Annotated in this window: 19 protein-coding genes and 1 pseudogene; 8 read left to right on the forward strand and 12 right to left on the reverse strand. The window is 65.0% G+C overall.

The features are described 5' to 3' along the window. The first annotated feature begins 34 nt into the window (after positions 1 to 34). A complete protein-coding gene (locus QFZ30_RS21125) occupies positions 35 to 1,909 on the forward strand; it encodes a DUF2264 domain-containing protein (protein ID WP_307079659.1) in 1,875 nt (624 codons plus the stop codon). 161 nt (positions 1,910 to 2,070) lie between these two features. Next, a complete protein-coding gene (locus QFZ30_RS21130; RefSeq protein WP_307079662.1) occupies positions 2,071 to 2,412 on the forward strand; it encodes a hypothetical protein in 342 nt (113 codons plus the stop codon). An 18-nt stretch (positions 2,413 to 2,430) separates the two neighbouring features. On the opposite strand, the gene QFZ30_RS21135 is transcribed toward QFZ30_RS21130, so the two are convergent. Beyond that, positions 2,431 to 2,847, reverse strand: a complete 417-nt coding sequence (locus QFZ30_RS21135; RefSeq protein ID WP_307079664.1) for a winged helix-turn-helix transcriptional regulator — start codon at positions 2,845 to 2,847, stop codon at positions 2,431 to 2,433. 79 nt (positions 2,848 to 2,926) lie between these two features. Here QFZ30_RS21135 and QFZ30_RS21140 point away from each other — a divergent pair, with 79 nt between their 5' ends. Continuing rightward, a complete protein-coding gene (locus tag QFZ30_RS21140; RefSeq protein WP_307079666.1) occupies positions 2,927 to 3,730 on the forward strand; it encodes an NAD(P)H-binding protein in 804 nt (267 codons plus the stop codon). Between the two features lie 15 nt (positions 3,731 to 3,745). Here QFZ30_RS21140 and QFZ30_RS21145 read toward each other — a convergent pair whose 3' ends face one another. Beyond that, positions 3,746 to 4,069, reverse strand: coding sequence for a hypothetical protein (locus QFZ30_RS21145; protein ID WP_307079668.1), 324 nt, complete (start codon positions 4,067 to 4,069; stop codon positions 3,746 to 3,748). A gap of 143 nt (positions 4,070 to 4,212) precedes the next feature. Between QFZ30_RS21145 and QFZ30_RS21150 the strand changes: the two genes are divergently transcribed. Then, positions 4,213 to 5,946, forward strand: coding sequence for a glycoside hydrolase family 13 protein (locus tag QFZ30_RS21150; RefSeq protein ID WP_307079671.1), 1,734 nt, complete (start codon positions 4,213 to 4,215; stop codon positions 5,944 to 5,946). Positions 5,947 to 7,802: 1,856 nt separating this feature from the next. Here the strand turns inward: QFZ30_RS21150 and QFZ30_RS21155 are convergent. Together QFZ30_RS21155 and QFZ30_RS21160 are read right to left on the reverse strand one after the other, a co-directional pair. After that, a complete protein-coding gene (locus QFZ30_RS21155; RefSeq protein WP_307079673.1) occupies positions 7,803 to 8,861 on the reverse strand; it encodes a CU044_5270 family protein in 1,059 nt (352 codons plus the stop codon). Then, positions 8,827 to 9,423: an RNA polymerase sigma factor gene (locus QFZ30_RS21160; RefSeq protein WP_307079676.1), complete on the reverse strand. Its 597-nt coding sequence runs from the start codon at positions 9,421 to 9,423 to the stop codon at positions 8,827 to 8,829. Before QFZ30_RS21160 ends, QFZ30_RS21155 begins: the two co-directional genes overlap by 35 nt. Positions 9,424 to 9,944: 521 nt before the next feature. Between QFZ30_RS21160 and QFZ30_RS21165 the strand changes: the two genes are divergently transcribed. Then, positions 9,945 to 10,496, forward strand: coding sequence for a pyridoxamine 5'-phosphate oxidase family protein (locus QFZ30_RS21165; RefSeq protein ID WP_307079678.1), 552 nt, complete (start codon positions 9,945 to 9,947; stop codon positions 10,494 to 10,496). 47 nt (positions 10,497 to 10,543) lie between these two features. Here the strand turns inward: QFZ30_RS21165 and QFZ30_RS21170 are convergent, their stop codons facing one another. Continuing rightward, a complete protein-coding gene (locus tag QFZ30_RS21170; protein ID WP_307079681.1) occupies positions 10,544 to 12,238 on the reverse strand; it encodes an alpha-amylase family protein in 1,695 nt (564 codons plus the stop codon). After that, positions 12,235 to 13,230, reverse strand: coding sequence for a TIGR03885 family FMN-dependent LLM class oxidoreductase (locus QFZ30_RS21175; RefSeq protein WP_307079683.1), 996 nt, complete (start codon positions 13,228 to 13,230; stop codon positions 12,235 to 12,237). The genes QFZ30_RS21170 and QFZ30_RS21175 overlap by 4 nt, the downstream gene beginning before the upstream one ends. Positions 13,231 to 13,342: 112 nt before the next feature. Between QFZ30_RS21175 and QFZ30_RS21180 the strand changes: the two genes are divergently transcribed. Together QFZ30_RS21180 and QFZ30_RS21185 are read left to right on the forward strand one after the other, a co-directional pair. Further along, a complete protein-coding gene (locus QFZ30_RS21180; protein ID WP_307079685.1) occupies positions 13,343 to 14,266 on the forward strand; it encodes an AEC family transporter in 924 nt (307 codons plus the stop codon). A gap of 39 nt (positions 14,267 to 14,305) precedes the next feature. Beyond that, positions 14,306 to 15,382, forward strand: coding sequence for an ATP-dependent DNA ligase (locus QFZ30_RS21185; RefSeq protein ID WP_307079688.1), 1,077 nt, complete (start codon positions 14,306 to 14,308; stop codon positions 15,380 to 15,382). Positions 15,383 to 15,410: 28 nt separating this feature from the next. Here QFZ30_RS21185 and QFZ30_RS21190 read toward each other — a convergent pair. Continuing rightward, positions 15,411 to 16,423 (reverse strand): annotated as a pseudogene (locus QFZ30_RS21190) (DUF222 domain-containing protein); the annotation flags it as partial. A gap of 129 nt (positions 16,424 to 16,552) precedes the next feature. On the opposite strand from QFZ30_RS21190, the gene QFZ30_RS21195 reads away from it, so the two are divergent. Then, positions 16,553 to 17,860 carry an IS256 family transposase gene (locus QFZ30_RS21195; protein WP_307079690.1) on the forward strand — a complete coding sequence of 436 codons (1,308 nt, stop codon included), beginning with the start codon at positions 16,553 to 16,555 and terminating at the stop codon, positions 17,858 to 17,860. Here QFZ30_RS21195 and QFZ30_RS21200 read toward each other — a convergent pair. The 5 genes from QFZ30_RS21200 to QFZ30_RS21220 all read right to left on the reverse strand — a co-directional run bounded on the left by QFZ30_RS21200 (position 17,849) and on the right by QFZ30_RS21220 (position 23,580). Continuing rightward, complete coding sequence (locus QFZ30_RS21200; RefSeq protein ID WP_307079692.1) at positions 17,849 to 18,382, reverse strand: DUF222 domain-containing protein; 534 nt, start codon at positions 18,380 to 18,382, stop codon at positions 17,849 to 17,851. The two genes, QFZ30_RS21195 and QFZ30_RS21200, sit on opposite strands and share 12 nt — an antisense overlap. A gap of 233 nt (positions 18,383 to 18,615) precedes the next feature. Continuing rightward, complete coding sequence (locus QFZ30_RS21205) at positions 18,616 to 20,238, reverse strand: ATP-binding cassette domain-containing protein (RefSeq protein WP_373462872.1); 1,623 nt, start codon at positions 20,236 to 20,238, stop codon at positions 18,616 to 18,618. After that, a complete protein-coding gene (locus QFZ30_RS21210; protein WP_307079697.1) occupies positions 20,235 to 21,065 on the reverse strand; it encodes an ABC transporter permease in 831 nt (276 codons plus the stop codon). The genes QFZ30_RS21205 and QFZ30_RS21210 overlap by 4 nt, the downstream gene beginning before the upstream one ends. Then, positions 21,058 to 21,999: an ABC transporter permease gene (locus tag QFZ30_RS21215; protein ID WP_307079699.1), complete on the reverse strand. Its 942-nt coding sequence runs from the start codon at positions 21,997 to 21,999 to the stop codon at positions 21,058 to 21,060. Before QFZ30_RS21215 ends, QFZ30_RS21210 begins: the two co-directional genes overlap by 8 nt. Before the next feature lie 24 nt (positions 22,000 to 22,023). Then, positions 22,024 to 23,580, reverse strand: a complete 1,557-nt coding sequence (locus QFZ30_RS21220; protein WP_307079701.1) for an ABC transporter substrate-binding protein — start codon at positions 23,578 to 23,580, stop codon at positions 22,024 to 22,026. Positions 23,581 to 23,595 lie beyond the last annotated feature (15 nt).

Consider the following 23,595-nt stretch of genomic DNA (forward strand, 5'->3'; position numbering starts at 1 on the left):
GCAACCTGATACCACAACGAAACAGGACCCCTAGATGACAGTCCCATCCCTGAATCTGCCTGCTGAAAACCGGGAGTTCTCACCGTACACCGGCCTCACCCGGGACCACTGGTGCGGCTACGCCGACTTCCTGCTGCGCTCCGCCCACCGCCACGCCACGGCGGACCACGCCAACATCCACCTCCCCGGAGCCAACAGCGCCTACGGTCCGCGCAGCGATTCCCTGGAAGCCTTCGCGCGCACCTTCCTCATGGCATCTTTCCGGATGGCGGGGGACCCTGGCGGCACCGGCTGGCTTGCGGAGTGGTACGCACAGGGGCTGGACGCCGGAACGGATCCGCGCTCGCCGGACCGCTGGCCCACTCCCGGGGAACTGGGCCAGGCCAAGGTGGAGGCGGCGTCGCTGGCCGTCGGCCTGGCCCTGACGCGTGACCAGCTGTGGGACAAGCTGCCGGAGCGGGTCCAGGGCCAGCTCATCGCATGGTTTGAGACGGTGATCGGGGAAGAATATCCGCCGATCAACTGGGTGTGGTTCCAGATAGTCGTCGAGACCTTCCTGGCCAGTGTGGGCGGCAGGTCCTCGGCGGAGGATATCGAGGCCGGGCTGGCGGTCCACGATTCCCTCTACCGCGGCCACGGCTGGTTCGCCGACGGTCCGGAACGCGCCTACGACCACTACGTGGGCTGGGCCTTCCACGTCTATCCGCAGCTGTGGGCCATGATGGCGCCCGGGGATCCCCGGGTAAAGGCCCGCGGCACGCTTGACGGGGACCGGCTGGCCGACTACCTCGATGACGCCGTACACCTGGTGGGTGCCAACGGCTCGCCCCTTATCCAGGGACGCAGCCTGATCTACCGCTTCGCCGCCGCTGCGCCGTTCTGGGTGGGGGAGCTCTCCGGGTATTCGAGGCTTTCGCCGGGTACCAGCCGGCGGGCGGCGTCCGGGATGCTGGACTACTTTGCCCGCAACGGCGCCATCAATGAGCATGGCCTGCTCTCCATCGGCTGGCACGGCGAGTTCAACGGGATGAAGCAGTCCTACTCGGGCGCAGGCTCGCCCTACTGGGCCTCCAAGGGATTGCTGGGCCTGGCGCTGCCGGCCGGTCACCGTGTGTGGACCGCGGTGGAGGAGCCTCTGCCGGTGGAGCGGGGCGACACGAGCAGGCTCATCGCGGCCCCGGGCTGGATGGTTAACGGCACGCGGGCGGACGGCATCGTGCGGGTCACCAACCACGGCACGGATCATGCCCGGCAGGGGGACCGGCTGGCGGACTCTGCCCTTTATGCCCGGCTGGGCTATTCCACCCACACCTTCCCCGACCTTTCGTCCGAGTCGCTGGACAACGCCGTCGTTCTGGTGGATGACGCCGGCTGCCTCACCCACCGGACCGGCTTTGAATCGCACGGCCTCACGGCATCCGGGGACACGCTGGAGGGGTCCTCCGGTGGCCGCGTGAACTGGATCGCCATCCCTGAGACCATCGGGCCGGACCACGGAGGCGGCGTTGCCGGGCCCGTAACTCCGGGGCCGGAAGTGACGGTCACGTCCGTCACCCGAGGACCCGTGGAGGTGCGGATTGTCCGACTCCGAGGGATGGCTGACTGCCCGCCCGCGCGCCTGCGGATCGGGGGCTGGCCGCTGGATCCGGCGTCGGAGCTGACCAGCGTGGTGGTGCCGCTCGACGGGGCGGGAGAGGCTCTCGACGACGCCGGTAGTTTCGTCAGGGAGGAGCCGCAGCCTATGGGGAACGGACTGATTGTGCCCTGGGTGGGGACGTCCGGCCCCGCCGTGGACGGCGTTTATGTGGCGGTTGTTGGATTCGGCGGCGCCGGCGTCCGGGCGGCGGTTGAGGCTGTGCGCGTGGCAACGGACGCGAGCGGTGCCTCGTTCGTTGAAGCAGGGAAGTGATCCGGCCTGGCTTGGAAGTGCCGGCGCCGGACCTTGGCCCGGACGAAAAATAGCGGACCGGCATTCGCATCGACCGGCAGCGTCCGCCCCTATGAGTGGCTGCCGGTCAGGCCTACACTGGTTTTGCATTCAGCGGGATGCATCCGTGAAAGGGGAACGTCATGGCGGTCATAGAGCAGGTGCGCGAAGGAATGCACGTCGTAGCGCCGGATGGGAAAAAGATCGGCAAGGTCGAGGACCTGAAGATGGGTGATCCGGAGGCAGTGACCTCGGACGGCCAGACCGACCCCGAAACAGGAGGCCTGGTCGGCACCGTGATCAACGGTTTCGCAGAGACCTCCGGACTGCCCCGCCATACCGCGGAGAGGCTCCTGCGGATCGGCTACGTGAAGATCGACAGGTCCGGTCTGTTCACAGGCCACGCATATCTCGCCTCGGATGAGCTAGACCGCGTTGAGGGCGACACACTGTGGCTCAAAGAGGATCTGCACGCCCATCACTGAGGTCCTTGGCCGTTTACTTTAGCGGATGACGTTTTCGGGGTTCTCCAGGTCGTATAGCTTGCGCGATGCTCCGATGGCGGCCTTGTGTTCCAGCGACCAATCTGCGAGCTGTTTGACCAGATGGGTGAGGCCCCTTCCCCTTTCGGTGAGTTCGTAGGTGACCTGGGCGGGGACTGTCGGGTAGACCGTGCGAATGACCAGGCCGTCGCGTTCGAGACGCCTCACTGTCAGGGTCAGCATTCGCTGGGAGATCGCGTCGATCGCGCGCTGCAGTTCGTTGAAGCGCCTGGTGCCGGAGGCCAGTTCCACGATGACCAGCACCGACCATCTATCGCCGATGCGGTCCAGAACGTCCCGGATCCCGCAGTCCGGATGTCCGGCGTCGCCGCACGGTTCCAGTACGGCGGTTACTTCCGTGTGGCTTCCTAACGCCAAAGTGCCTCCTTGTGGGTTCGTGTTCGGTTACGGAAGATGAGTCTAGTTACCGAAAAGTACCAATGAAATGAGCATGCCCATGATTCTCGTTACCGGGGCCTCCGGCCACCTGGCGGCAGCAATCCTCAGCCACCTCTCCGAATCGGGTGTGCCTGCACTCGGAGCAACCCGCCATCCGATCGATACCCCGTGGCTCCGGGTGATGGACTTTGACGACAGCGGAACAATCAGCTTCGCTGGCGTGGAGACGCTGGTGCTGGTCTCGGCCGGAACCGCGGAAGACGACGTCGTCATCAACCGTCATGAGAACGCCATCACAGCCGCTGAACGCGACGGGGTTCGGCACATCGTGTATACGAGTCTCGCCGACGCCGGCGATCACTTGGGGTTCGCCCTCGCCCACCGTTGGACAGAACGCCGCCTCCGGAACGGAACGGTCCAGTGGACGATTCTGAGGAATGGACTGTATGCCGAGTTGATCGGCCAGCTCCTGGCACCGCGCGACGGGGTTATCGTGGCCCCGTTCGGCGACGGCGGCGTTGCCGCCGTCGCACGTCATGACCTCGCGGAGGCGGCGGCAATCATCGCCCAAACCCCGGAAGAACATCAGAGCAGAACCTACAATCTCGTCGGAACCAAAGCCATCACAGCGCAGGACGTCGCCGACGAACTGGGGGCAGAGTACCGGCCGGGCACACTCACCGACCTGCGGAAGGCACTGGACTCCGCAGCACTGCTGCCATTCCAGCCCCCAATGCTGATCTCCATCCACTCTGCCGCAACCCACGGATTCCTCGCTTCGACGCGGTCGGACATCACGGACATCCTCGGACGCGAACCCCTGGACCCCCTAGCCGCCGCCGCAGCCGCCGTCCAAGGTTGAGCAGACACGGGGAGACTAGGTGCTGAGGTTCCAATGGACCCGGATTGCCTCTGCAATTGGTCCGGCGGTGACGTCGACCCGGAAAGCAACGGGCGCGGTCCCTGTCTCTTCGATGACCGAGTCACGGCAGACGCGGCCGCATGACGGGCACAGCGTGTAGAGTTCCCCGTCCTTGGGCCATTCGGCAAGCTCTGCAGGGACAGGGATGTTCTCGCCGATAAAAATGGGGATGCCCTGTGAGTTGGCCTGAATCAATCCGTCCTGGCTGACGGTATTACCGCACACGCAGGTGATGGTGGTGACATCGTGATCGATGACATCAGCGGTTTCAGTGTCCACGGTTAGCTCCCCGGCGTTGGAAGGGATGTCCTGCTTGTAGCTTATGCCTATGACGGATGTCCCGTACCGGAAGGCCTTGCGGGCCGCGGAAGAATAGCGTTCACTGGGCCTGCACCCGCCGCGCCGCATACCAGGAGGAACCGATGACCAGCCAGGAAACCCACCCCGAACCGGCCCTCACTCAGGGGCGGGACTGGTTCAAAAGTGCCGTGGTCTACCAGATCTATCCGCGCAGCTTCGCCGATTCCGACGGCGACGGCGTGGGTGACCTCCGCGGGATCATCGGGCGGCTGGACTACCTGAGCAACCTGGGCGTCGACGTCGTCTGGCTGTCGCCGGTCTACCGCTCGCCTCAGGACGACAACGGGTACGACATCAGCGACTACCGGGACATCGATCCGGTCTTCGGAGACCTGGACACCCTGGACGAGCTGCTAGACGGCCTCCACGCCCGCGGCATGAAGCTGGTGATGGACCTGGTGGTGAACCGCACCTCGGATGAGCATGCGTGGTTCAAGGAATCCCGCTCCTCCAAGGACAACCCGAAACGCGACTGGTACTGGTGGCGCACACCGCGCGGGGGGATTGAGCCAGGCACGCCCGGTGCCGAACCCAACAACTGGGGCTCCGCCTTCTCCGGCCCCGCATGGGAATACGACCAGGCCAGCGGCGAGTACTACCTGCACCTGTTCTCGAAGAAGCAGCCCGACCTGAATTGGGAAAACCCCGAGGTCAGGGCCGCCGTCTACGACATGATGAACTGGTGGCTGGACCGCGGCGTGGACGGGTTCCGGATGGACGTCATCAACTTCATCTCCAAGGACCCGGCCCTGCCGGACGGGCCTAAGGCTGACGGCATGCTCTACGGCGACGGCGGCCCGCACTACATCTGCGGGCCTCGAATCCACGAGTTCCTCCAGGAGATGCACCAGGAGGTCTTCGCCGGCAGGGACAAGGACCTGCTCACGGTGGGGGAAATGCCCGGCGTTACGGTGGAGGACGCCGTACTTTTCACCGATCCTGCGCGCGAGGAGGTGGACATGGTGTTCCAGTTCGAGCACGTGGCCCTCGACCAGGAGGGCGGCAACAAATGGCGGCCCAAAAAGCTCCTGCTGACCGACCTGAAGAAGTCGCTGGGCCGCTGGCAGGACGCCTTGGGCGAGCGGGGATGGAACAGCCTCTACTGGGGAAACCACGACCAAGCCAGGGCCGTCTCGCGCTTCGGCGACGATGGGCAGTACCGCGAAGTGTCCGCCAAGATGCTCGCCGCCGTCCTCCACCTGCACCGGGGCACCCCCTACGTTTACCAGGGTGAAGAGCTGGGCATGACCAATATGACCTTCGGTGCCATCAGCGACTACCGCGACATCGAGGTCCTCAACCATCACCGGGAGGCGACCACACACCTGGGCCATACGGATGCCGAGGTCCTGGCCGCCCTGGCGCCGCTGAACCGGGACAACGCCCGCACGCCGGTCCAGTGGGACGCCACCCGGCACGGCGGTTTCACGACGGGTTCCCCCTGGATCGTCGTCAATCCGAACACCAACACCATCAATGCCGCGGCCCAGGTGGAGGACCCGGAATCCGTGTACAACTTCTACCGCCGCGTCATCGACCTCCGCCACACCGATCCGGTGGTGGCCCACGGGGATTTCACCATGCTGCTTCCCGACGACGAGCACGTCTACGCCTTCCAGCGCTCGCTGCCGGACGCCGAACTGCTGGTGCTCGGCAACTTTTCCGGGACAGCCCGGACGGCCGACGTCGGGGTCCCCGCCTGGGGGGATGCGGTCCAGGTTCTGGGAAACTACCCGCCCGACGCCGGCTTGCGGCTCAGGCCCTGGGAAGTGAAGGTGTTCCGCCGGGCTGTCTGATCCGGTGAGCGGTACCTTCTCGCAGCCCGTCCGCACAAAACCGCCCCGCAAGCCCGGTCGATCACCGCACGCTTGGTGCCGATTAGCCGAACCTTTGTGGTCACCTAACCAAGCAATTGCTCCAGTCCTGCGTCCACGAGGCTGGTAACCCATCTAGCGTTCGAGTCCAGGGACGGAATCCCGTAAGAACTCAATCACTTCGGGGGGAATTTCAGGACCTCGTATCAGGCTTACCAGTGGCTCATACCACCGCAACACACAGTAGGAATTGAGCCTGCCGAACGCAATCAAGTCCGCATCACTGAGCTGATCGCCGTCGAGAAGGCGCCGAAGTGAATCAAGGGCCTCCGATGCAGCGACGGCAAATTCAGCATCGAACGGAGCAACTGACTCACCACTCGTCCACGACCTGAGCGGCTCGCCTGGCCTGTAGTTGGACGATTCACGGGGAAATGGTCGCTCACTGCTCATTAGCTGCAAGTTGTGGGCACGGATTCTTCATGGGTCCCAATCCTAACCTCAAGGCGTTCGAGGAGTTCCGGATCTAGCGTTGTCGGCATCGCACCGACCCTACGCTGTGTAAACGACGGGCGTTCCATTGGAGGAACCTTGGGCGGAACAGTGGAAGGAGCACTGATGCGCCAAGCGCGGCAAAGGCCCGCCTTTAGTGTGTAGTGATGACGGTACGTACAGATAAAGCCCGAAGTATCTCCGATGTACTCGCAGGGCTCGATGATGCCAGCGTGCGGACGCTTATTGATGCAGCTGAGCCGGTTGGCGTAGGTATTGGCGGAACAACCAAGACAATCTGTATCAGTGAAACGACTGTCTTTGTGAAACAGCTCCCACTGACAAGCATGGAAGAGGGAGATCCAACCGTCACTGCTAGCCGAGTCCAGCTTCCCTTTGTCTGCCACTACGGGATAGGAAGCCCTACCCACGGAGTCGGACGAGAATTGGCAGCACATCAGGCGACCTCCGAGTGGGTTCAGGCAGGAGCGGTGGATTTCTTCCCGCTTTTACTCGGGTGGCGAGTCGTTGATCTGAAGTGCAATACAGACCTCAGTGAATTTGACGGCTATATTCCTCAACGCCAATGGGGGACACATTGGCCTCAGGTTAAGAGGAAAGTCACCGCGATGAAGGACGCGTCGAAGAGTGTGGTGCTTTTTCTTGAGTATGTGCCCGAGACACTGGGCACTTGGGTGCGCAGGAGCCTAACCGCCGGCTCTGGGAGGACTTGGACACGGAAATCTCAAAAACTGCTCAACTGCACTCTCCCCGAAGCGAAAGTGGTCCGCAAATCGGCAGGCGCTTATCGCCGTGGTGCTTTCGCTAGGTTGGTTCCTAGTGGTGGGTTTCATCGATCGAGGGCTACTGGACCGCAATGGGCCCATATCGCTAATTTGTCTGAACGAACATCTGCCCGCCGAGACTGTTCATAACCCCGAGGGCTGGCCCTCACTGCCCATCGCGGAGTACAAGTTCATTCCCTTGGCCCTCGAATGCACCTTCAAGATGACCGACGGCTCAACTACGAAATCAATTCATCCCCGACCCACCCAAACTGTTATCGCAGGTCTGCCCCTACTATTGACGGTTACCTGGATTGCCGTGAAGAGCAGCAGGTTCCTAAGGACTCCGAGAAGGATCCGTTAACGCCCCCTTAGCCTGGTGAAGCTCGATTGGGGGTCGGGCGCCGCACCCTTGGTGCCCGACCCGAACGTTGACCCGGACGCTCATGGACTTAAAGCAGATGCGTCGGACACCCGAAGAGTGTCCGACGCAATCCTGCTGGCCGGCGACCACGCAAAGAGCCGTCGGGCGCCTCCGCCGCGTAGCGGTTGATTTGATGGTTATGGGGCTGAATTCACCACTGAGGTCTGGACTGACGTCCAGCCGGTCGCTGTTCCGGCTGGGAACGTTTCGCCGGCTGTCAGCGTGACCTTACGTTGTCCGATCAGCAGCCCAGTGGCGGGATCAATAATGATGTCCATCCGCGTTCCCCTGTCCGGATCCTCGATCCCGATCGCGGTGCCCGCCTTGCCGTCAAGGTTCGCTTCCCGGTCTACGACGGTCACACCCGGAATGAGCGCGGCCGCTTTGTACAGTGCAGCGCGAAGGTCCGCCGGGACGACTCCGGTCTGAAGAGCAGCCGCGATGCTTTCCAGCGTTTCGGCCTCCGACCTATCTGGGTTGTCTAGCTGTCGAATTGTGTCCAGGAGGGCCTGGGGGTCGCGGGGCAGAGTCTTCACCCCCTCGGCCAGTGGCAAGCCGGCGAACAGCATCCTCTGTTCTCCGTAGAAGTTCCCGCCCGGTGCCCGCAACAGTTCTCCCATCCTGGTGGGGTCGCCAGCTTGGGACTGTTGGTATTTGGTCGCCTCTGCCTTGGCATCCTCGCTGAAGAATGTCGTGGGGATGCGGGCTTCGCGGTTCCAGATCCATTCGGCTGTTTGGTCGGAGGGGATGTAGAGATGGTCGGAGTACTTGTCCAACCACTCCACCGTACGGCGAGCTGCTTTAGGGTCGTCCCCCAAAAGGACGCCCGCGGCATAGACGGACGTGGTATCGATCTTCAGGTACTGGCCGGGTCCTACCACCGGGTCGGAGGTCTGGATGGTTGCTGCTGCGGCGTCGTTCAGGACCTCGGCTGCTTCGGCGATTGCTCCCGGACTGGGCCTGACTACCTCTGCCACTACGATTCCCCCCACGAGCAGAGCCGCGGCTGCCGATGCCATCAGGACACGGCGCCGGAAGATCGGGAGCACGGTGGCTGGGGCGTGCGTGGTCGTTGCCTCGGGGCGGGAGTCGGAACTGATCTTGGACATGAGTTTGTTGCGGCCGCGGGCCAACGTGGTCGGCGAGGCGGAGCCGACGTCGCTACGCATTTCGCGGAGCAGCTGCAAGTCGTTCATGGTCGTTCTCCGTTTCATCAAGTATTTCGAGGTTGAGCTGGGTTCGCAGTGTTCGGCGGGCACGGTTCAGGCGGGACCGCACGGTTCCCAGGGGAACGTCCATGGCCAGGGCGATGCCCTCGTAGGTCAGGTCCGCCCAGGCGTAGAGCAGCAGCGTTTCCCGGTCTATGGCCGCCATAGCTTTCAGGGTGCGGGCGATGCGCCCGGTCGCCACGACGGCGTCCACACGGGCGGCAATCCGGTCGGAATCGTCAGCGACAGCTTCCCGTGAAGCCGCTTTCGCTGCGGTTTTCAGGATCTTGGCTTCGGCGCGGTGATGCCGCCGGAGCAGATTTGTGGCGATCCCAAAAAGCCAGGGCCGGGCATCCTCCCGGTCCAGGTCGTAGGTTTCCAGCTGTTCCCAGACGACCAAAAAGGTTTCGGAGGTGACGTCGTCGGCGGCGAAATCGCCGGCTCTTCTGGCGGCATATCTGTAGATGACTGAGGCGTGTCTGTCGTACAACTCCCCGAAAACTGCGGGGCTGTCCCGGGACCGCCTGATGATGTCGTTGTCTGTGCTCACACTATGTATTGCCCGCTGGCCGCAAAAGGGTTCACGGAGCTTCCCTTTCTTGGCGTCTACCGGGTCTCAATCGAAGCGTACCGGTGACCCGGACCGATGCAGCCGGCTTCTGACATTCCGTGAAGACGAATTCGAAAACTGACAAAAGGTAAGAGGACAGTTCACACAACGGCGCCCGTAAGCCGGTCGATCAGCGTGCCAGGGAGCCCGCCGACATGGCCTGCGCGATTGCTGGTCGCGACTATGCACGTAAGACCCGCACGATGTGCACGGTGACGGGGGGATTACTGTAACCATGTCCTCATGTGTCCCGGACTACGGTGTACCGCCAGCTCCAACGACGCTCCGCCTGAAGACCGACAGCGGCTCCCCTGCTAGGAGCGCCACTTGGCTGCGGAAATAGGGTCATGTAGCCCTGCGATTCACAACGTGGGCCGTGTTGGCGGCTTTCCGCGCTGCACACTGAGCGATCCCTCAGCGGACAACCGAAACGGCCCGATGCGACGGACTATGCTTTGACCGTGGCCAAAATCTTCGACACCATCGACAGAAACCTCAAGGCTTGGATCGAGGAACAGCCCATGTGGTTCGTCGCAACCGCGCCCCTTGGGATAGAAGGGCATGTAAACATGTCCCCCCGCGGCCACGACTCGTTCTCTGTCCTGGGCGCTCACCGAGTCGGCTGGGTCGACTACACCGGCAGCGGCATCGAGACCATCGCACACATCCGAGAAAATGGCCGTGTGTGCCTCATGTTCAATTCGTTCGGTAGCCGTCCCCGTATCGTTCGCCTACACGGTCGAGGCGCGGTGTTCCTTCCGGGTGAGGCAACATTCGAAGAGGTAACGGCACTTCACCCCAAGCACCCAAGCACCCGAGCGGTCATCACGGTAGACGTCACGCGCATCAGCGACTCGTGTGGTTGGGGTGTCCCCGTTATGGAAATGACCGAAGAACGTGACCTTCTCCGGTTGCAGGCCGAGAAGAAAGGCGAGGACGGCATGGCCGAGTACCGGGCCGAGAGGAACTCGCTGAGCATCGACGGTCTGCCCGGGTTCCCTGCCGAGGCGTAACCGGCCTATGGGGAAGAGTCCCTCGCGACCGGCCCCGATTCACATGGTTACGGCGCCAGCCGGTCGCCCGGGCGGTGCACGCGGAACCACCGGTAGCCGTAACGGCCCAACTCAACGGTGAACCCGCCGTCGGGCTCCAACGGCACGTTCCCGCCGTCGAGCACGTCCAGCAGGACGGCACCCTTGTATGCCCGGGGCGAGGCGTCCTCCGGGCCGGCTTGGCCCGTGACTTTCACCGTCTCCTCGCTGAAATTGTGCAGCAGCACCATGGTGGCTCCGGCCGAGCTGCAGGTGTGCGCGAAGACGGCAGGCTCCGGCTGGTCGATCATGGCGAACTCGCCCCAGCCGAGCTCGGGTGATTCTCGGTAGCGCTGGATCAGGGTTGCCATGAAGTTCCAGAGCGAGTCCGGGTCCCGCTTGGCCGCCGCGGCGTTCACCTTCTCCGGGCCGTAGTCGCCGCGGGCCAGCGGAACCACCAGGTCGGAGGCCTTTGCGCTGGAGAAGCCGCCGTTCTTCCCGCTGTTCCACTGCATGGGCGTGCGGACGGCGGCCCGGCTTTTCTGCCGCAGGTCCTCGCCCATGCCGATCTCCTCCCCGTAGAAAAGCACCGGGGTGCCCGGCAGGCAGAACAGCAGCGAATACACCATCCGGATCCTGCCCGCATCACCGCCCAGCATCGGCGGCAGCCTGCGGCGAAGCCCGCGGCCGTAAATCTGCATGTTTTTCTCCGGACCGAAGGCGGCGAAAACCTCCTGGCGCTCGGCGTCGCTGAGCTTGTCCAGCGTGAGCTCGTCATGGTTGCGGACAAACATGGCCCACTGGTTGTCCGGGTGCAGCGCCGGGCGGCTCTTGAGGGTTTCTGCCAGCGGACGGGCGTCCTGGCGCGCCAGCGAAAGGTACAGGTGCTGCATGGACATAAAGTCGAACTGCATATTCAGCTCGTCGCCCTCGGGGCCGCCGAAGTATTCCAGCTGCTCCTTGTAGGGCAGGTTGACCTCACCCAAAAGCACCGCGCTGCCGTTGCGGCGGCTGAGGAAGCTGCGCAGGGCACCCAGGTACTCGTGCGGATCAAGGTTGGCGGCCTCGTCCTTGGGCTGGCCGCGGGTTTCCAGGAAGAACGGCACGGCGTCCAGCCGGAAACCGTCCAGCCCCAGCTCGAGCCACAGTCCCATGGCCTTGGCGATCTCGTTCCGGACCGCGGGGTGGGTGACGTTGAGGTCCGGCTGGTGCTCGGCGAACATGTGGAGGTACCACTCCGCGGTGGCCTCGTCCTTGGTCCACAGAGACGTTTGCTCGCCGGGGAACACCACCTCGGACGAAGTGTCCGGCGGAGTGTCCTTCCGCCAGACGTAATAGTCCCGGTACGGGTTGTCCGTGGACTTCCTTGCCTCCACGAACCACGGATGCTGGACGGAGGTGTGGTTGACCACGAAGTCGGCGATCACCCTCATGCCCCGATCCCTGGCGGACCGGATGAACTCCACCAGGTCACCCATGGTCCCCAGCCTGGAATCAACGCTGAAGAAGTCAGTCACGTCGTACCCGTCGTCCCGGTCCGGCGAGGGGTAGAACGGCATCAGCCAGATGCACGTGACGCCCAGCGCTGCGAGGTAGTCCACCCGCTGGGTGAGTCCTGCGAAGTCGCCGGTGCCGTCGCCGTCGTCGTCGAAAAACGTCTCCACGTCCAGGCAGTAGATGACGGCGTTCTTCCACCACAGGTCTGAGGTTTCGGCGATCCTCATGGCATGGACTCCCTCGCAGGTGTCCGGTCAGCTGTCCGGCGAAGCTGCGGGAGGACGCCGTCGGCGAACGCATCAATGAACGGCGCCTGATCCTGTCCCACGAAGTGCAGGTAGAGCTCGTCGAAGCCGAGGTCTCCGTACCCCGCAAGCCACTCAGCGTGCCGATCCAGGCTGGCCGAGACGTTCACGGACTTCCGGACCTGCTCTTCGCCCACGTGGGTGCTGACGCCGTCGAAGTGGGCGGCGGTGGGCAGATCCCAGGGAACCGGCGGCGCAAAAGTGTTGCTCCGCCACTGGTCCAGGGCAATGGCGACGGCTTCCTCCTCCCGCGGCGCCCAGGAGAGGTGCACCTGGAGGACCGCTTTGCCCTGGCCTCCGTTGTCCCGGTAGGCGGCCAGCATGTCCGTCAGCTTGTCGGCAGGCTGGTTCACCGTCACCATGCCGTCCGCCCAGGCGGCGGCCCGGCGCGCGGTGTCCACGCTGATGGCCGGTGCGATGAGCGGCGGCGGGGGCGCCGGAACATCCCAGATCCGGGCCTGCTGAACAGTCACCAGGCCGTGATGCGTCACCTCCTCGCCGCGGTGCAGGCGGCGGATGATGTCCACGCACTCCTCGAGCCGGAGCTGGCGCGTCTTTTTGGGCGGCCACGCGTCGCCGGTGACGTGCTCATTCATGTTCTCGCCGCTGCCGGGCGCCAGCCAGAAACGGCCGGGGAACATGCTGGCCAGCGTGGCAGAAGCATGCGCGATGATGGCCGGGTGATAGCGCTGGCCCGGCGCCGTCACCACCCCGAACCTGAGGTTGGTGGTGGCCAGTGCCGCGCCCAGCCAGGACCACGCGAAGCCGGAGTGCCCTTGCCTGGCGGACCACGGCTCGATGTGGTCCGAGCACATGGCGGCGTCAAAACCGGCCTGCTCCGCGTGCTGGACGTCCTTGAGCAGCTGCCCGGGACCGATCTGTTCATGCGAGGCGTGGAAGCCGACGGTGACCATCGTTAAGGTCTACCGTTCCGCCCTGCGCTGTGTCGAGGGGTGCCGCTCCTCGCCTGTCAGATAAGTTGGTAACTTGTACTACTGGAATGGCTGACCGGAAGGAAGTAGCTCTGTGGGTGGCGTGCTGATCGGGCTGGCCGTGATCGGCGTCGTCATCGCGGTGGGGTATGTCGCCGCGCGGTGCGGGCTGGGCGGCGAGCCCACGGTATCGGCGCTGACGCGCACGGCTTTCTTCATCACCAACCCTGTGCTGATGTTCACCGTTGTCCTGAAATCGGACCTCGCGGTGGTCTTCTCCGCCTATGTCCCGCTGGCCCTGATTACGGCCGCCATCACCGCGCTTTTGTATGTCCTGGTGAGCCGGCTCTGGTTCCGCCGTCCCCTCGCGGAGACTGCCGTGGGCGCGATGGCCAGTTCCTATGTCAACGCCAACAACATCGGCATCCCGATTACCGTCTACGCGCTGGGGGATGCCACTCCGGTGGCGCCGGTGCTGCTGGTGCAGCTGCTCCTGTTCGCGCCGCTGGTCCTCACGCTGCTGGACCTGTCGGCGGCGGGGCGGTTCTCGCTCCGCCGGATGCTGACCCAGCCGTTCCGGAACCCCATGATCATCGCCTCCCTCCTGGGCGTGGTGCTGGCTGCCTTCCACGTGAAACTGCCCGAACCGGTGATGGCACCGCTGACCCTGCTGGGCGGGGCCGCCGTCCCCGTGGTCCTGCTGGCCTTCGGCATGTCGCTTCACGGAAACCGGGTCCTGCACGGCGGCGGCCACACCGCCGAAATCCTTACTGCCACGGCACTCAAGTCGGCCGTGATGCCGGTGGTGGCGTTCGCCGTCGGACGCTTTATTTTTAACCTTGACCACCAGATGCTGCTGGGCGTGGTGCTGATGGCGGCGCTGCCTACCGCCCAGAACGTGTTCCTTTTCGCCAACCGCTACAGCCGCGGGGAGACGGTGGCCCGGGAAACCGTGTTGCTTTCGACGGCGGCCACAGCCCCGGTGCTGATCCTCGCCGTCTGGCTTCTGGCGGCTTAGACCTACCGCCGGCGCGGTCCCGGCGCAAGAATGGGCACTATGCAACTTCCCGTGATGCCTCCCGTCCCGCCCATGCTCGCCAAGGCCGTCAGCGGCATCCCGGACGGGACGCTGAGTTATGAGCCCAAGTGGGACGGGTTCCGGTCCATCATCTTCCGCGACGGCGACGACCTGGAGATCGGCAGCCGCAACGAGAAACCCATGACCCGGTACTTCCCGGAGCTCGTGGAGGCGCTGAAGGAGAACCTGCCGCCGCGGTGTGTGCTCGACGGCGAGATTGTCCTGGTGGGCGCCTCGGGGGACCGGCTGGATTTCGACGCCCTCCAGCAGCGGATCCACCCCGCGGCCAGCCGGGTCAAGCTGCTGGCCGCGCAGACCCCGGCCAGGTTCGTGGCCTTCGACCTGCTGGCGCTGGGGGACGACGACTACACCGGCCGTCCCTTTACCGAACGGCGGGCCGCGCTGGAGAAGGCGCTCGCCGGCAGCCAGGCCCCGATCCATCTCACCGCCGCCACCCAGGACAAGGAAACCGCCGAGCAGTGGTTCCGGCAGTTCGAAGGCGCCGGCCTGGACGGAATTGTGGCCAAGCCGCTGGACGGCCGATACCAGCCGGACAAACGCGTGATGTTCAAGGTCAAGCACGAGCGGACCGCCGACTGCGTGGTGGCCGGCTACCGGCTGCACAAAAGCGGACCGGACGCGATCGGCTCGCTGCTGCTGGGCCTGTACAAGGACGACGGCGGCCTGGCCAGCGTGGGCGTGATCGGCGCCTTCCCGATGAAACGCCGGCAGGAATTGTTCAAGGAACTCCAGGCGCTGGTCACCGACTTCGACGGGCACCCCTGGGCCTGGGCGAAGCAGGAGGAAGGCGAACGGACGCCGCGGAACGCAGAGGGCAGCCGCTGGAGCGCCGGGAAGGACCTGTCCTTTGTACCGCTCCGGCCAGAGCTGGTGGTGGAGGTCAGGTATGACCATATGGAGGGTGAGCGCTTCCGCCACACCGCCCAGTTTGCCCGCTGGCGGCCGGACCGGGACCCGGAATCGTGCACCTATGAGCAGCTCGAGGAGCCTGTCAGCTTCGACTTGGCGTCGGTTTTGGAAACCGGCCGGCCGTAGCGAGGGTGGGTCGCCACTTGGCGGCTGTTCAGGCGCGGGCATGCAGGAACCGCTCCAAGCCGCCCTCCCCCAGGGACAATCCAGTGGGGACAAAGTCCGGGTGGCCGCAGGGGGTGTCGCGTCGCGCTGGGGGCGGCCGGTGCCTGCTCGATGCCCTCTCGGGTTTCAGGTCCGGTTTCAGTTGGTTGGGCCAGTGGGGTGGTTCCCAATCCTGGTGCTCGCTCTTGTAGCGCCGGCCACTGGGAGATATCCAGCCCGGTGGTTCGTCCTTGCTCGCTGATGTGGGTCTCCAGGCGCTGGTGTGCCGAAGCCGGTGGTGTTTGGGGCATGGTTGGCCGAGGTTGCTGATGCCGGTGGCTCCACCGTGGTGCCAGGCGAGGAGGTGGTCTGCTTCGTTGTCCAGGGAGTGGTTGCTGCAGCCAGGGAACGGGCATTTGCCGTCGCGGAGCTTGAGCCAGTTCTTCATGGCTTTGGTGAGCCGGTAGCTGGTGCGGCCGATTTCCAGAGGCGCTCCATCCCGTGGATCGACCAGCACCCGGAAGAAGGAATCGGCCCCGTTGGCCACTAGGTCCCTGGCCATCGAGGCGGGGATGGGGCCGTATCCGTCGAGCATGGCCGCTTCGTCGGTGGCGCCGAGCAGGGAAAACACCGGGACTGTGACCAGTACGTGGGCCCGGGGCGGGGTGACCTGCCCGGGATTCTTTCCTTCTCCCTTCCCGCTGCTGAGGAGGGCGTGGCGAGTGCGTCGGCCCGTATCTGGGTGAGGGTCCGGGACTCGTCGGGACCCTGCAGGCCCCGGGCTATGGCGGTGGTGCGGTTCCAGATCGCGTTGGCGGTGGCGGCCGGCAGGTAGGTAGAGAGCCATGCCATCCCGTCATTGTCCGGCGAGTATTCGACCCTCCGGTCCTGGACGCCTTTGGCGTGGCGTTTCTCGATGCTTTCCGCGTGGTGGCGTTCGCGCCAGGTGCGGGCCTTGTGACGGAACCGGTACGCCGGCATTTCCCCTGCAGGGCAACCACGGGCCGGGTTCGGCGCCTCCGGAGGGGGTGTCAGATTGTTTGTGTAGGAGGGCTGTAGTCGCTGGATGATTGGAGAATCATTGTGGCTATGACGAAACCGCGTGAAGAGCTGGTAGAGCAGTTGGCCCGCAAGGCCGCGGCGGCTGGCAGCATGGATGCGTTGAAGGCTTCGGGTGCGTTCGATGAGCTGATGAACCAGATCGATTCCGGGCAGTTGGAACTCGACGGCAAAGACGGTTTCATTCAGCAGCTGATCAAGGCCTCGCTGGAACGCGGGCTGCAGGCCGGGCTCTCCGGGCATCTGGGCTATGACAAGGGCGATCCGATCGGGCGTTTCCTGCCCAACTCCCGCAACGGGTCGTATCCGAAGACACTTGGAACCTCTGCCGGGGACGTGGATCTGGCCGTGCCTCGGGACCGCGAAGGGTCCTTCACCCCGCATCTGGTGCCGAAGGGTGCCCGCCGGACGGGTGGTCTGGATGACATGATTATCAGCCTCTACGCCGGCGGGATGACAGTCCGGGACATCGCCCACCATCTGGAATCCACGCTCGGCACGGAGCTGTCCCACGAGACGATTTCCAAGATCACCGACGAGGTCCTGGACGAGGTCCTCGAATGGCAGAAGCGACCCTTGGAGCCGCTTTATCCGATCCTGTATCTGGACGCGATCATTATCAAGGTCCGCGACGGACACCAGGTGCAGAACCGTGCCGCGCACATTGCCGTGGGCGTGGACATGGACGGCATCAAGCACGTTCTGGGGATCTGGGTCGAAGCCACCGAGGGCGCGAAGTTCTGGGCAGGGGTCTGCGCGGAACTCGCCAACCGCGGTGTGAAGGACGTCCTGATCGTCTGCTGCGACGGGCTTACTGGCTTCCCTGAGGCGATCGGCGCGACGTGGCCGGCCGCGACCGTCCAGACCTGTGTCGTTCACTTGATCCGTGCCTCGATGCGTTTCATCGGCTACCAGGACCGGAAGAAGGTCGCCTCCGCCCTGCGGCCGGTTTACACCGCCCCGACGGCCGATGCAGCGCAGGAGGCACTCGACGCGTTCGAGGCCTCCGATCTGGGACGGAAGTATCCCGCGACTGTACGAACCTGGCGGAACGGTTGGGAGAAATTCACCCCCTTCCTGGCGTTCCCGCCGCCGGTGCGTCGGATCATCTACACCACCAACGCGATTGAGTCGCTGAACTACCAGCTGCGCAAGATCATCAAGAACCGCGGGCATTTCCCCAACGACCAGGCCGCCGTGAAACTGCTCTGGCTGGCGATCTGCAACATCGAGGACAAACGCGCCAGCGACCGGGCCAAACTTGAGGGCCGAGCCCGGGAGAACCGTGCCAAGACGGTCAACAAACTCATAGAGGGAACCTTCACGCAAGGATGGAGCGAAGCCCTTGGCGTCCTCGTTCTGAACTATCCCGACAGACTCGGACCCTACCTAAACCGATGAGGCTCCACCTCTCTTACACAAATAACTTGACAGGCTCTCCGGATCCAGAAAATGCGCCTCCAGTGCAGCGGTTCCGGCCGGATCAAGACAGGAAGTCTCGTCAACCATTGCCCGGGCGTGTTGCCACGAAATAGTCCCGGCCTGAAGGGCGGACATGGTCAACGGCAAGGTTGCCAGTTCGTTGGCCTGGGACAACAACGCACCTGCCGCCCCTGGACCAATCGTCAACACGCAGGCGATCTCCGCTGCCGCCGCCATCTCCTGCGCCTGCGGCCACGCATCGGGAGGGGCCGCCGAGCTGGTGGTCTGCGCGTACTTCGCGGCGGCCTGGGCCTTTAGTGCGGCCAGCCGCGGCTCAGACCGGGCCACCCCGGCGAGGATATCCAGGCAATCATCGGCCAGGGTATGCAGCGGATCAGCGTCAGCCGACGCCGCGGGGCAAGTCTCATCGACTTCGGCAGTAAGCACGGCAATGGCGGCATTGATCGCGTCAAATGCCCCCACCACTGCTTCGTTTCCCATGTCTCCATCATCGCGGGAGGGTACGACATTTTCCCGGTCATGCTGTACTTCGCGGGATGCATGAGGGGCAACCAAGTTCCTGACAGTTTATCCCAGGCTTGGACGACATAGGTTTCCGTAACCCGGAAGGTCCTTTCGGTGAGCCATTTGTTCAACAGCCGCTCCGCAGACTAGCGATAGAGGAGGTCAGACCAGCCCGTGTGCGCTAAATGGATTGTCTAGCGCCAATTCACTTAGGGCTTCGCAAGGTCCAGGACGGGCCACAAGCCGTCCGCGCGGCAGGGTACGGAGGCTGACACGAGCGCCTGGCTGTGGGAGTGCTTCGGCGCGGCGAAGAAGTCCTTGGTTTCCGCCACTTCGATCACCTGGCCGTGCAGAAGTACGGCCACCCTGTCGCACATGTACCGGACAACGTCCATGTCGTGCGAGATCACGATCAGCGACAGGCCGCGCTCCCGCTGGAGCCGCAGCAACAGGCTGAGGATGGTGCGCTGGGTAAGCGCGTCCAAAGCCGAGGTGGCCTCGTCGCAGATCAGCACCTGCGGTTCAAGCAGGAGGGCGCGGGCGATCGTGGCCCGCTGGAGCTGTCCGCCCGAGCATTGGCCGGGTCGCTTGTCCAGCAGGCTCCCGTCCAGCTCCACCTCGTCCATCACAGCAGCGATCCTGGCGTCGCGCTGCTGGAGCGGGAGCCCGGGACGTTTCCGGAGCGGCGCGTGCAGGCTGGCGCGCAGCGTCATACGCGGGTCAAAGGCGCCGTGCGGTTCCTGGAACACCAGCTGGACAGCTGTGGCCTCGACCGTGCCCGCTGCGCCCAGCTGCCGGGTGATGGTGCCGGTGCTGGCCGTGTCCAGCCCGACGATGGTCCGGGCCAGCGTGCTCTTGCCGGATCCCGACTGGCCCAGGACACCCAGGATCTCGCCGCGTTTGAGGGTCAGGGAGACGTCCTCCAACGCGGTGTGCCCCGTTTTCCGCCGCCGTGGCCCGAAGCGTTTGCCCACGCCGTCCAGGACCAGGACCTCACGTTCCGTGGAGGGCGGACGACGGCGGGACTCGGGGGCCAGGCGTGCGGCCGCCAGGAGCTGCTGGGCGTACGCGGTGCGCGGGCGGGTCAGCACTTCACTGGCAGGACCGGCTTCCACGATGCTGCCGGCGTTCATCACGAGTACCCGGTCCGCGTAGGAGGCAACCGATGCGATGTTATGCGTGATGTAGAGGACGCCCAGGCCACGTTCCCGGCGCTCCCTGTCCAGCAGCTGCAGGACCTGGCGTTCCAGCACCTTGTCCAGCGCGGAGGTGGGCTCATCGGCCAGCAGGATGCCCGGCTGACCGGCCAGTGCCAGGGCAGTCATGGCACGTTGGGCCATGCCGCCGGAGAGCTGGTGCGGGTAAGCGCGGACGCCCTTGGCGGGATCCGCGAAGCCCACCTCGTCGAGCAGTTCCAGCGCCTTGGCCCGCGCCTTCGAGCCCCGCAGGCCCGCGTGCAGGCGCAGCGGCTCCTTAAGGTGCTGCTCAACGGTCCGGTTCGGGTTGAACATACGCTTGGGCTGCTGGAACAGCATCCCCAGCCGTCCGCCGCGCACCGAATTAAGCTCCTGTTCGGACGCGCGGGTCAGGTCCAGCTCCCCGAGCCTGATGGAACCGCCAGTGATGCCCAGGCTGGGCGGCAGCAACTGCAGGCAGGACATCGCGGTCAGCGTTTTGCCGGAGCCCGAGCTGCCCACCAGCGCCACGAACTCACCGGGATCAACGGACAGGGAGACCCCGGACAGCAGGTGCTTGCCGGAAGTGCCGCCGTCGGAATCTCTGGAGCTCACTTCCAGGTCCTCCAGGACCAGGCGCGTGTTCACCGGGCTCATTTGTCAGCCGCCAAGGGCAGGAGCAGCGGCGCCGCAGCCATGTGGGCGGCCCGCTGGCCGAGCAGGGTCACGCAGAGCGCAACGGCAAAGATGACCAGGCCGGGGGCGAGGATTCCCAGAGGGGCACGGTCCGCGAACGGTTGCGCCGCCGCCAGCATGGAACCCCAGTCCGACTGCGGCGGCTGCACGCCCAGGCCAAGGTAGGACAGCGCGCCGACGCTGATGAGCAGGTGTCCGAACCGCAGCGTCGCCTGGCCCAGGATGGGCGCTGCAAGGTGCGGCAGGACGTGCCGGAAGACAATGAACGACGGTGCGCAGCCCACTACGCGCGCAGCGTCAACGAAGCCCCGGGCCGAGACGTCGTACGCCAAGGTGCGGGCAAGCCGGGCAAAGGGCGTCCAACCAGTGACCACCAGCGCGAGCAGCAACGGCCCGAAGCCGGTGCCCAGCGCCGCCACGATGAACAGCGCCACCACCATTTCCGGCAGGGCGAGCAGAACGTCGTTGGTGCGGGTCAGGAATTCATCTACCCAGCCGCGCCGCCGTGCGCTCAGGATGCCGATGGCCACACCCAGGAGGCACGTCAGCAGCGTGGCCAGCGCCGCCACGGACATTGAGAACCGGCCGCCTTCGAGGATCCGGCTGAGGGTGTCCCGGCCCAGGTTGTCCGTTCCCAGCCAGTGCCCGGCCGAGGGCGGTGCCAGGCGTTCCGCCAGGTTCTGCTCCGCCGGCGGGTAGGGCGAGATCCACGGAGCGAGGAGTACCGCCAGCACTATGAGGGTCAGCACGGCTGCGGCAAGGGTGGTGACGTTCAACCATTTACGCAAGGGAGGCTCCCACCGTTCGGCTGAGGAACCGGTGCACGAAGTCCGCCAGGGTGGTCACGCCGACGGCGAGTGCCACCACTACCACCACGCCGCCCTGGGCGAGGGGAATGTCGCTGTTGACCACAGCGTCGAAGAGCAGCCTGCCCATGCCGGGCACCGCGAAAATGACCTCCACAATGACCGATCCGCCCAGCAGCCCCGCGAACCAGACGGCGAACAGGGTGGACAGCGGCACCAGGCCGTTCGGAACCACGTGGCGGAGGATGGCCTGGCCCTGGCTCAGGCCGCGTGCCCGGGCGGCCGGCACGTGATCGGCGGAAGCGGCGTCGATGATGCCCGTCCGGACCGCCGAGGTGAAGAAACTGATGGGCCGCAGGGCCAGCGTCAGGGCGGGGAGGACGGCGGACGAGAGATCGTTCCAGCCTGCCGTGGGCAGTACGGACAACTTCAGGGCGAAGACCAGGACCAGCACGGGGGCCACCCAGTACTCCGGCATGGCGATCAGGGCCTGCGTTACGGCGGTGATGGCCTTGTCCGCGGTGCTTCCCGGCCGCAGTCCGGCAAGGATTCCCAGCGGGAGCGATACCGCCGCCGCCAGGACCAGCGCCATGGTAACCAGGCTGAGCGTGACGGAAAGCGCAGGAAGCACCTGCTCGGCCACCGGGGTGCGGCTGACGAAGGACAGCCCCATGTCGCCGCTGAAGAAGTCCCCGAGCCAACGGAAGTACTGGACGGCCAGGGGGTCGTTCAGGCCCAGGCTCTCGCTGAGGCCCTGCACCGCGGATTCGTCGACGGCGTCCCCCGCTACCCGCGACCGGATGATTTTCCGCACCGGATCACCGGGGGTGAAGTACGGGATCAGGAAGACCGCGAACGAGGACACCACAACGGCGGCCACCAGGGTGGCCGTCCGTTTGGTGATGAACTGCAGCATTCGCGGGGGTTTCGGGGAGCCGGACTAGGACGCGGCCTTGCCCGTCTTAGCCGTCAGGACGTAGCGGGACAGCGGGTCCTGTTCGTAGGAGAGGACGTTCTTGCGGATCGCGTCGGTTGCCTGTTCGTTCACGAGCCAGGCATTGACCGCCTTGTCCTGGAGGATCTGGCCTGCCTCCGCGTACAGCTTGTAGCGCTCGGTGGTATCAACGGTGGTGGCGGCTTCGGCGATGATCCTGTCGTACTCCGGGTCGCAGAAGTGGCTCAAGTTGTAGGTGCCTTTGCAGGTGTAGTCTGCGGTGAGGAACCCGATGGGGTCGGCGATGTCGATCAGCCGGTTGCGCTGGCTGAGCAGCATGTCGTAGTTCCCGGCCAGGACGTCCGGCTCAGCCGAGGCGTATTCCTTGGACTGGATGGTGACCGGGATGCCGATGTTCTTCAGGTTTTCCTGCACGACGGCGGCAACATCGGCGAATTCGGCGCGCTCCACGATGGCGATGATCTCCAAGGGGCGGTCGGCAGTGTACCCGGCCTCGGCCAGCCGCTTTCGGGCTTGCTCAAGGTTCTGCTGCTGCTTGTCCTGCTTTTCACCCGCCCAGGGCTCGGACGGCGCGAAGGGTCCGGTGGCGGGCAGGGCGGCGCCTTCGTAGACGCTGGCAGCGAGGGCGTCGAGGTCCAGCGCATCGCGGATTGCCTTTCGAACGTCAACGTCGTCCAGCGGTGCGCGGCCGTTGTTCATATAGAGCGTGGCAGTGCGGGGCGAATCGGCACCCAGCACGGAGACGCCGTCGTCCGCCTTCAGTGCCGCAAGGCTGGCGACGGGGATGGACAGCGAGATGTCTGCTTCGCCGGTCTGCACCTGTGCGGCGCGGGTGGCGCCGTTGGTGATGAAGCGGATCTCGGCGCCGGCGAGCTGCACGTCGCCGCCCCAGTAGTTCTCGTTGCGGTCCAGGGTGAGGGACTGCTTAGCCTTCTCGGAGACGGGAGTGAAGGGACCTGTGCAGTGGCCGAACGGGTCCAGGCCTTCGGCCTTGTATGCGGCCGGTGACAGGATTCCGGTGTTGACGCTGGCCAGCCGGTAGGGCACCAGCGGGTTCTCGGCGGGGGTGCTGACGCGGACGGTCTGTGCATCCACCGTCGTCACGCTGCTGATCATGGTGCGGTTGAAAGCGCGGGCGGGGACCTTTGCGTCAAGGACGTGGTTGAGCGCCGACACCACTGACTCGGCGGTGAGATCGGTGCCGTCCTGGAACTTGACGCCCTGGCGGATGCTGAAGTCCCAGTCCAGGGGTGAGGTCTGCTTCCACTCAGTGGCCAACGAGGGGAGTACCTTGCCCTCGGCCTGGTTGAAGGTGGTCAGCGTCTCCAGGCAGCCGGACAGGGACAGGATGTAGGCGGCGTCGGACTCGACGGCCCAGTTGGCTACCGGCGCCCGGAAGTTGTCGACGACGATCCGCTGGCTGGTGTCAGCTGCTGCGGAGGGCTGGGAGGCCTGGGTCTGGGTGCCGCTGAAACCGCAGCCTGAAAGGGTCAGCGTCAGTGCCGCAGCGATGAGGGCCGGGGGCCGAAGAAGGGAACGCACAAGAAACCGCCTTGG

Origin of the sequence: Arthrobacter pascens, assembly GCF_030815585.1 — a bacterium.
Lineage (GTDB): Bacteria > Actinomycetota > Actinomycetes > Actinomycetales > Micrococcaceae > Arthrobacter > Arthrobacter pascens_A.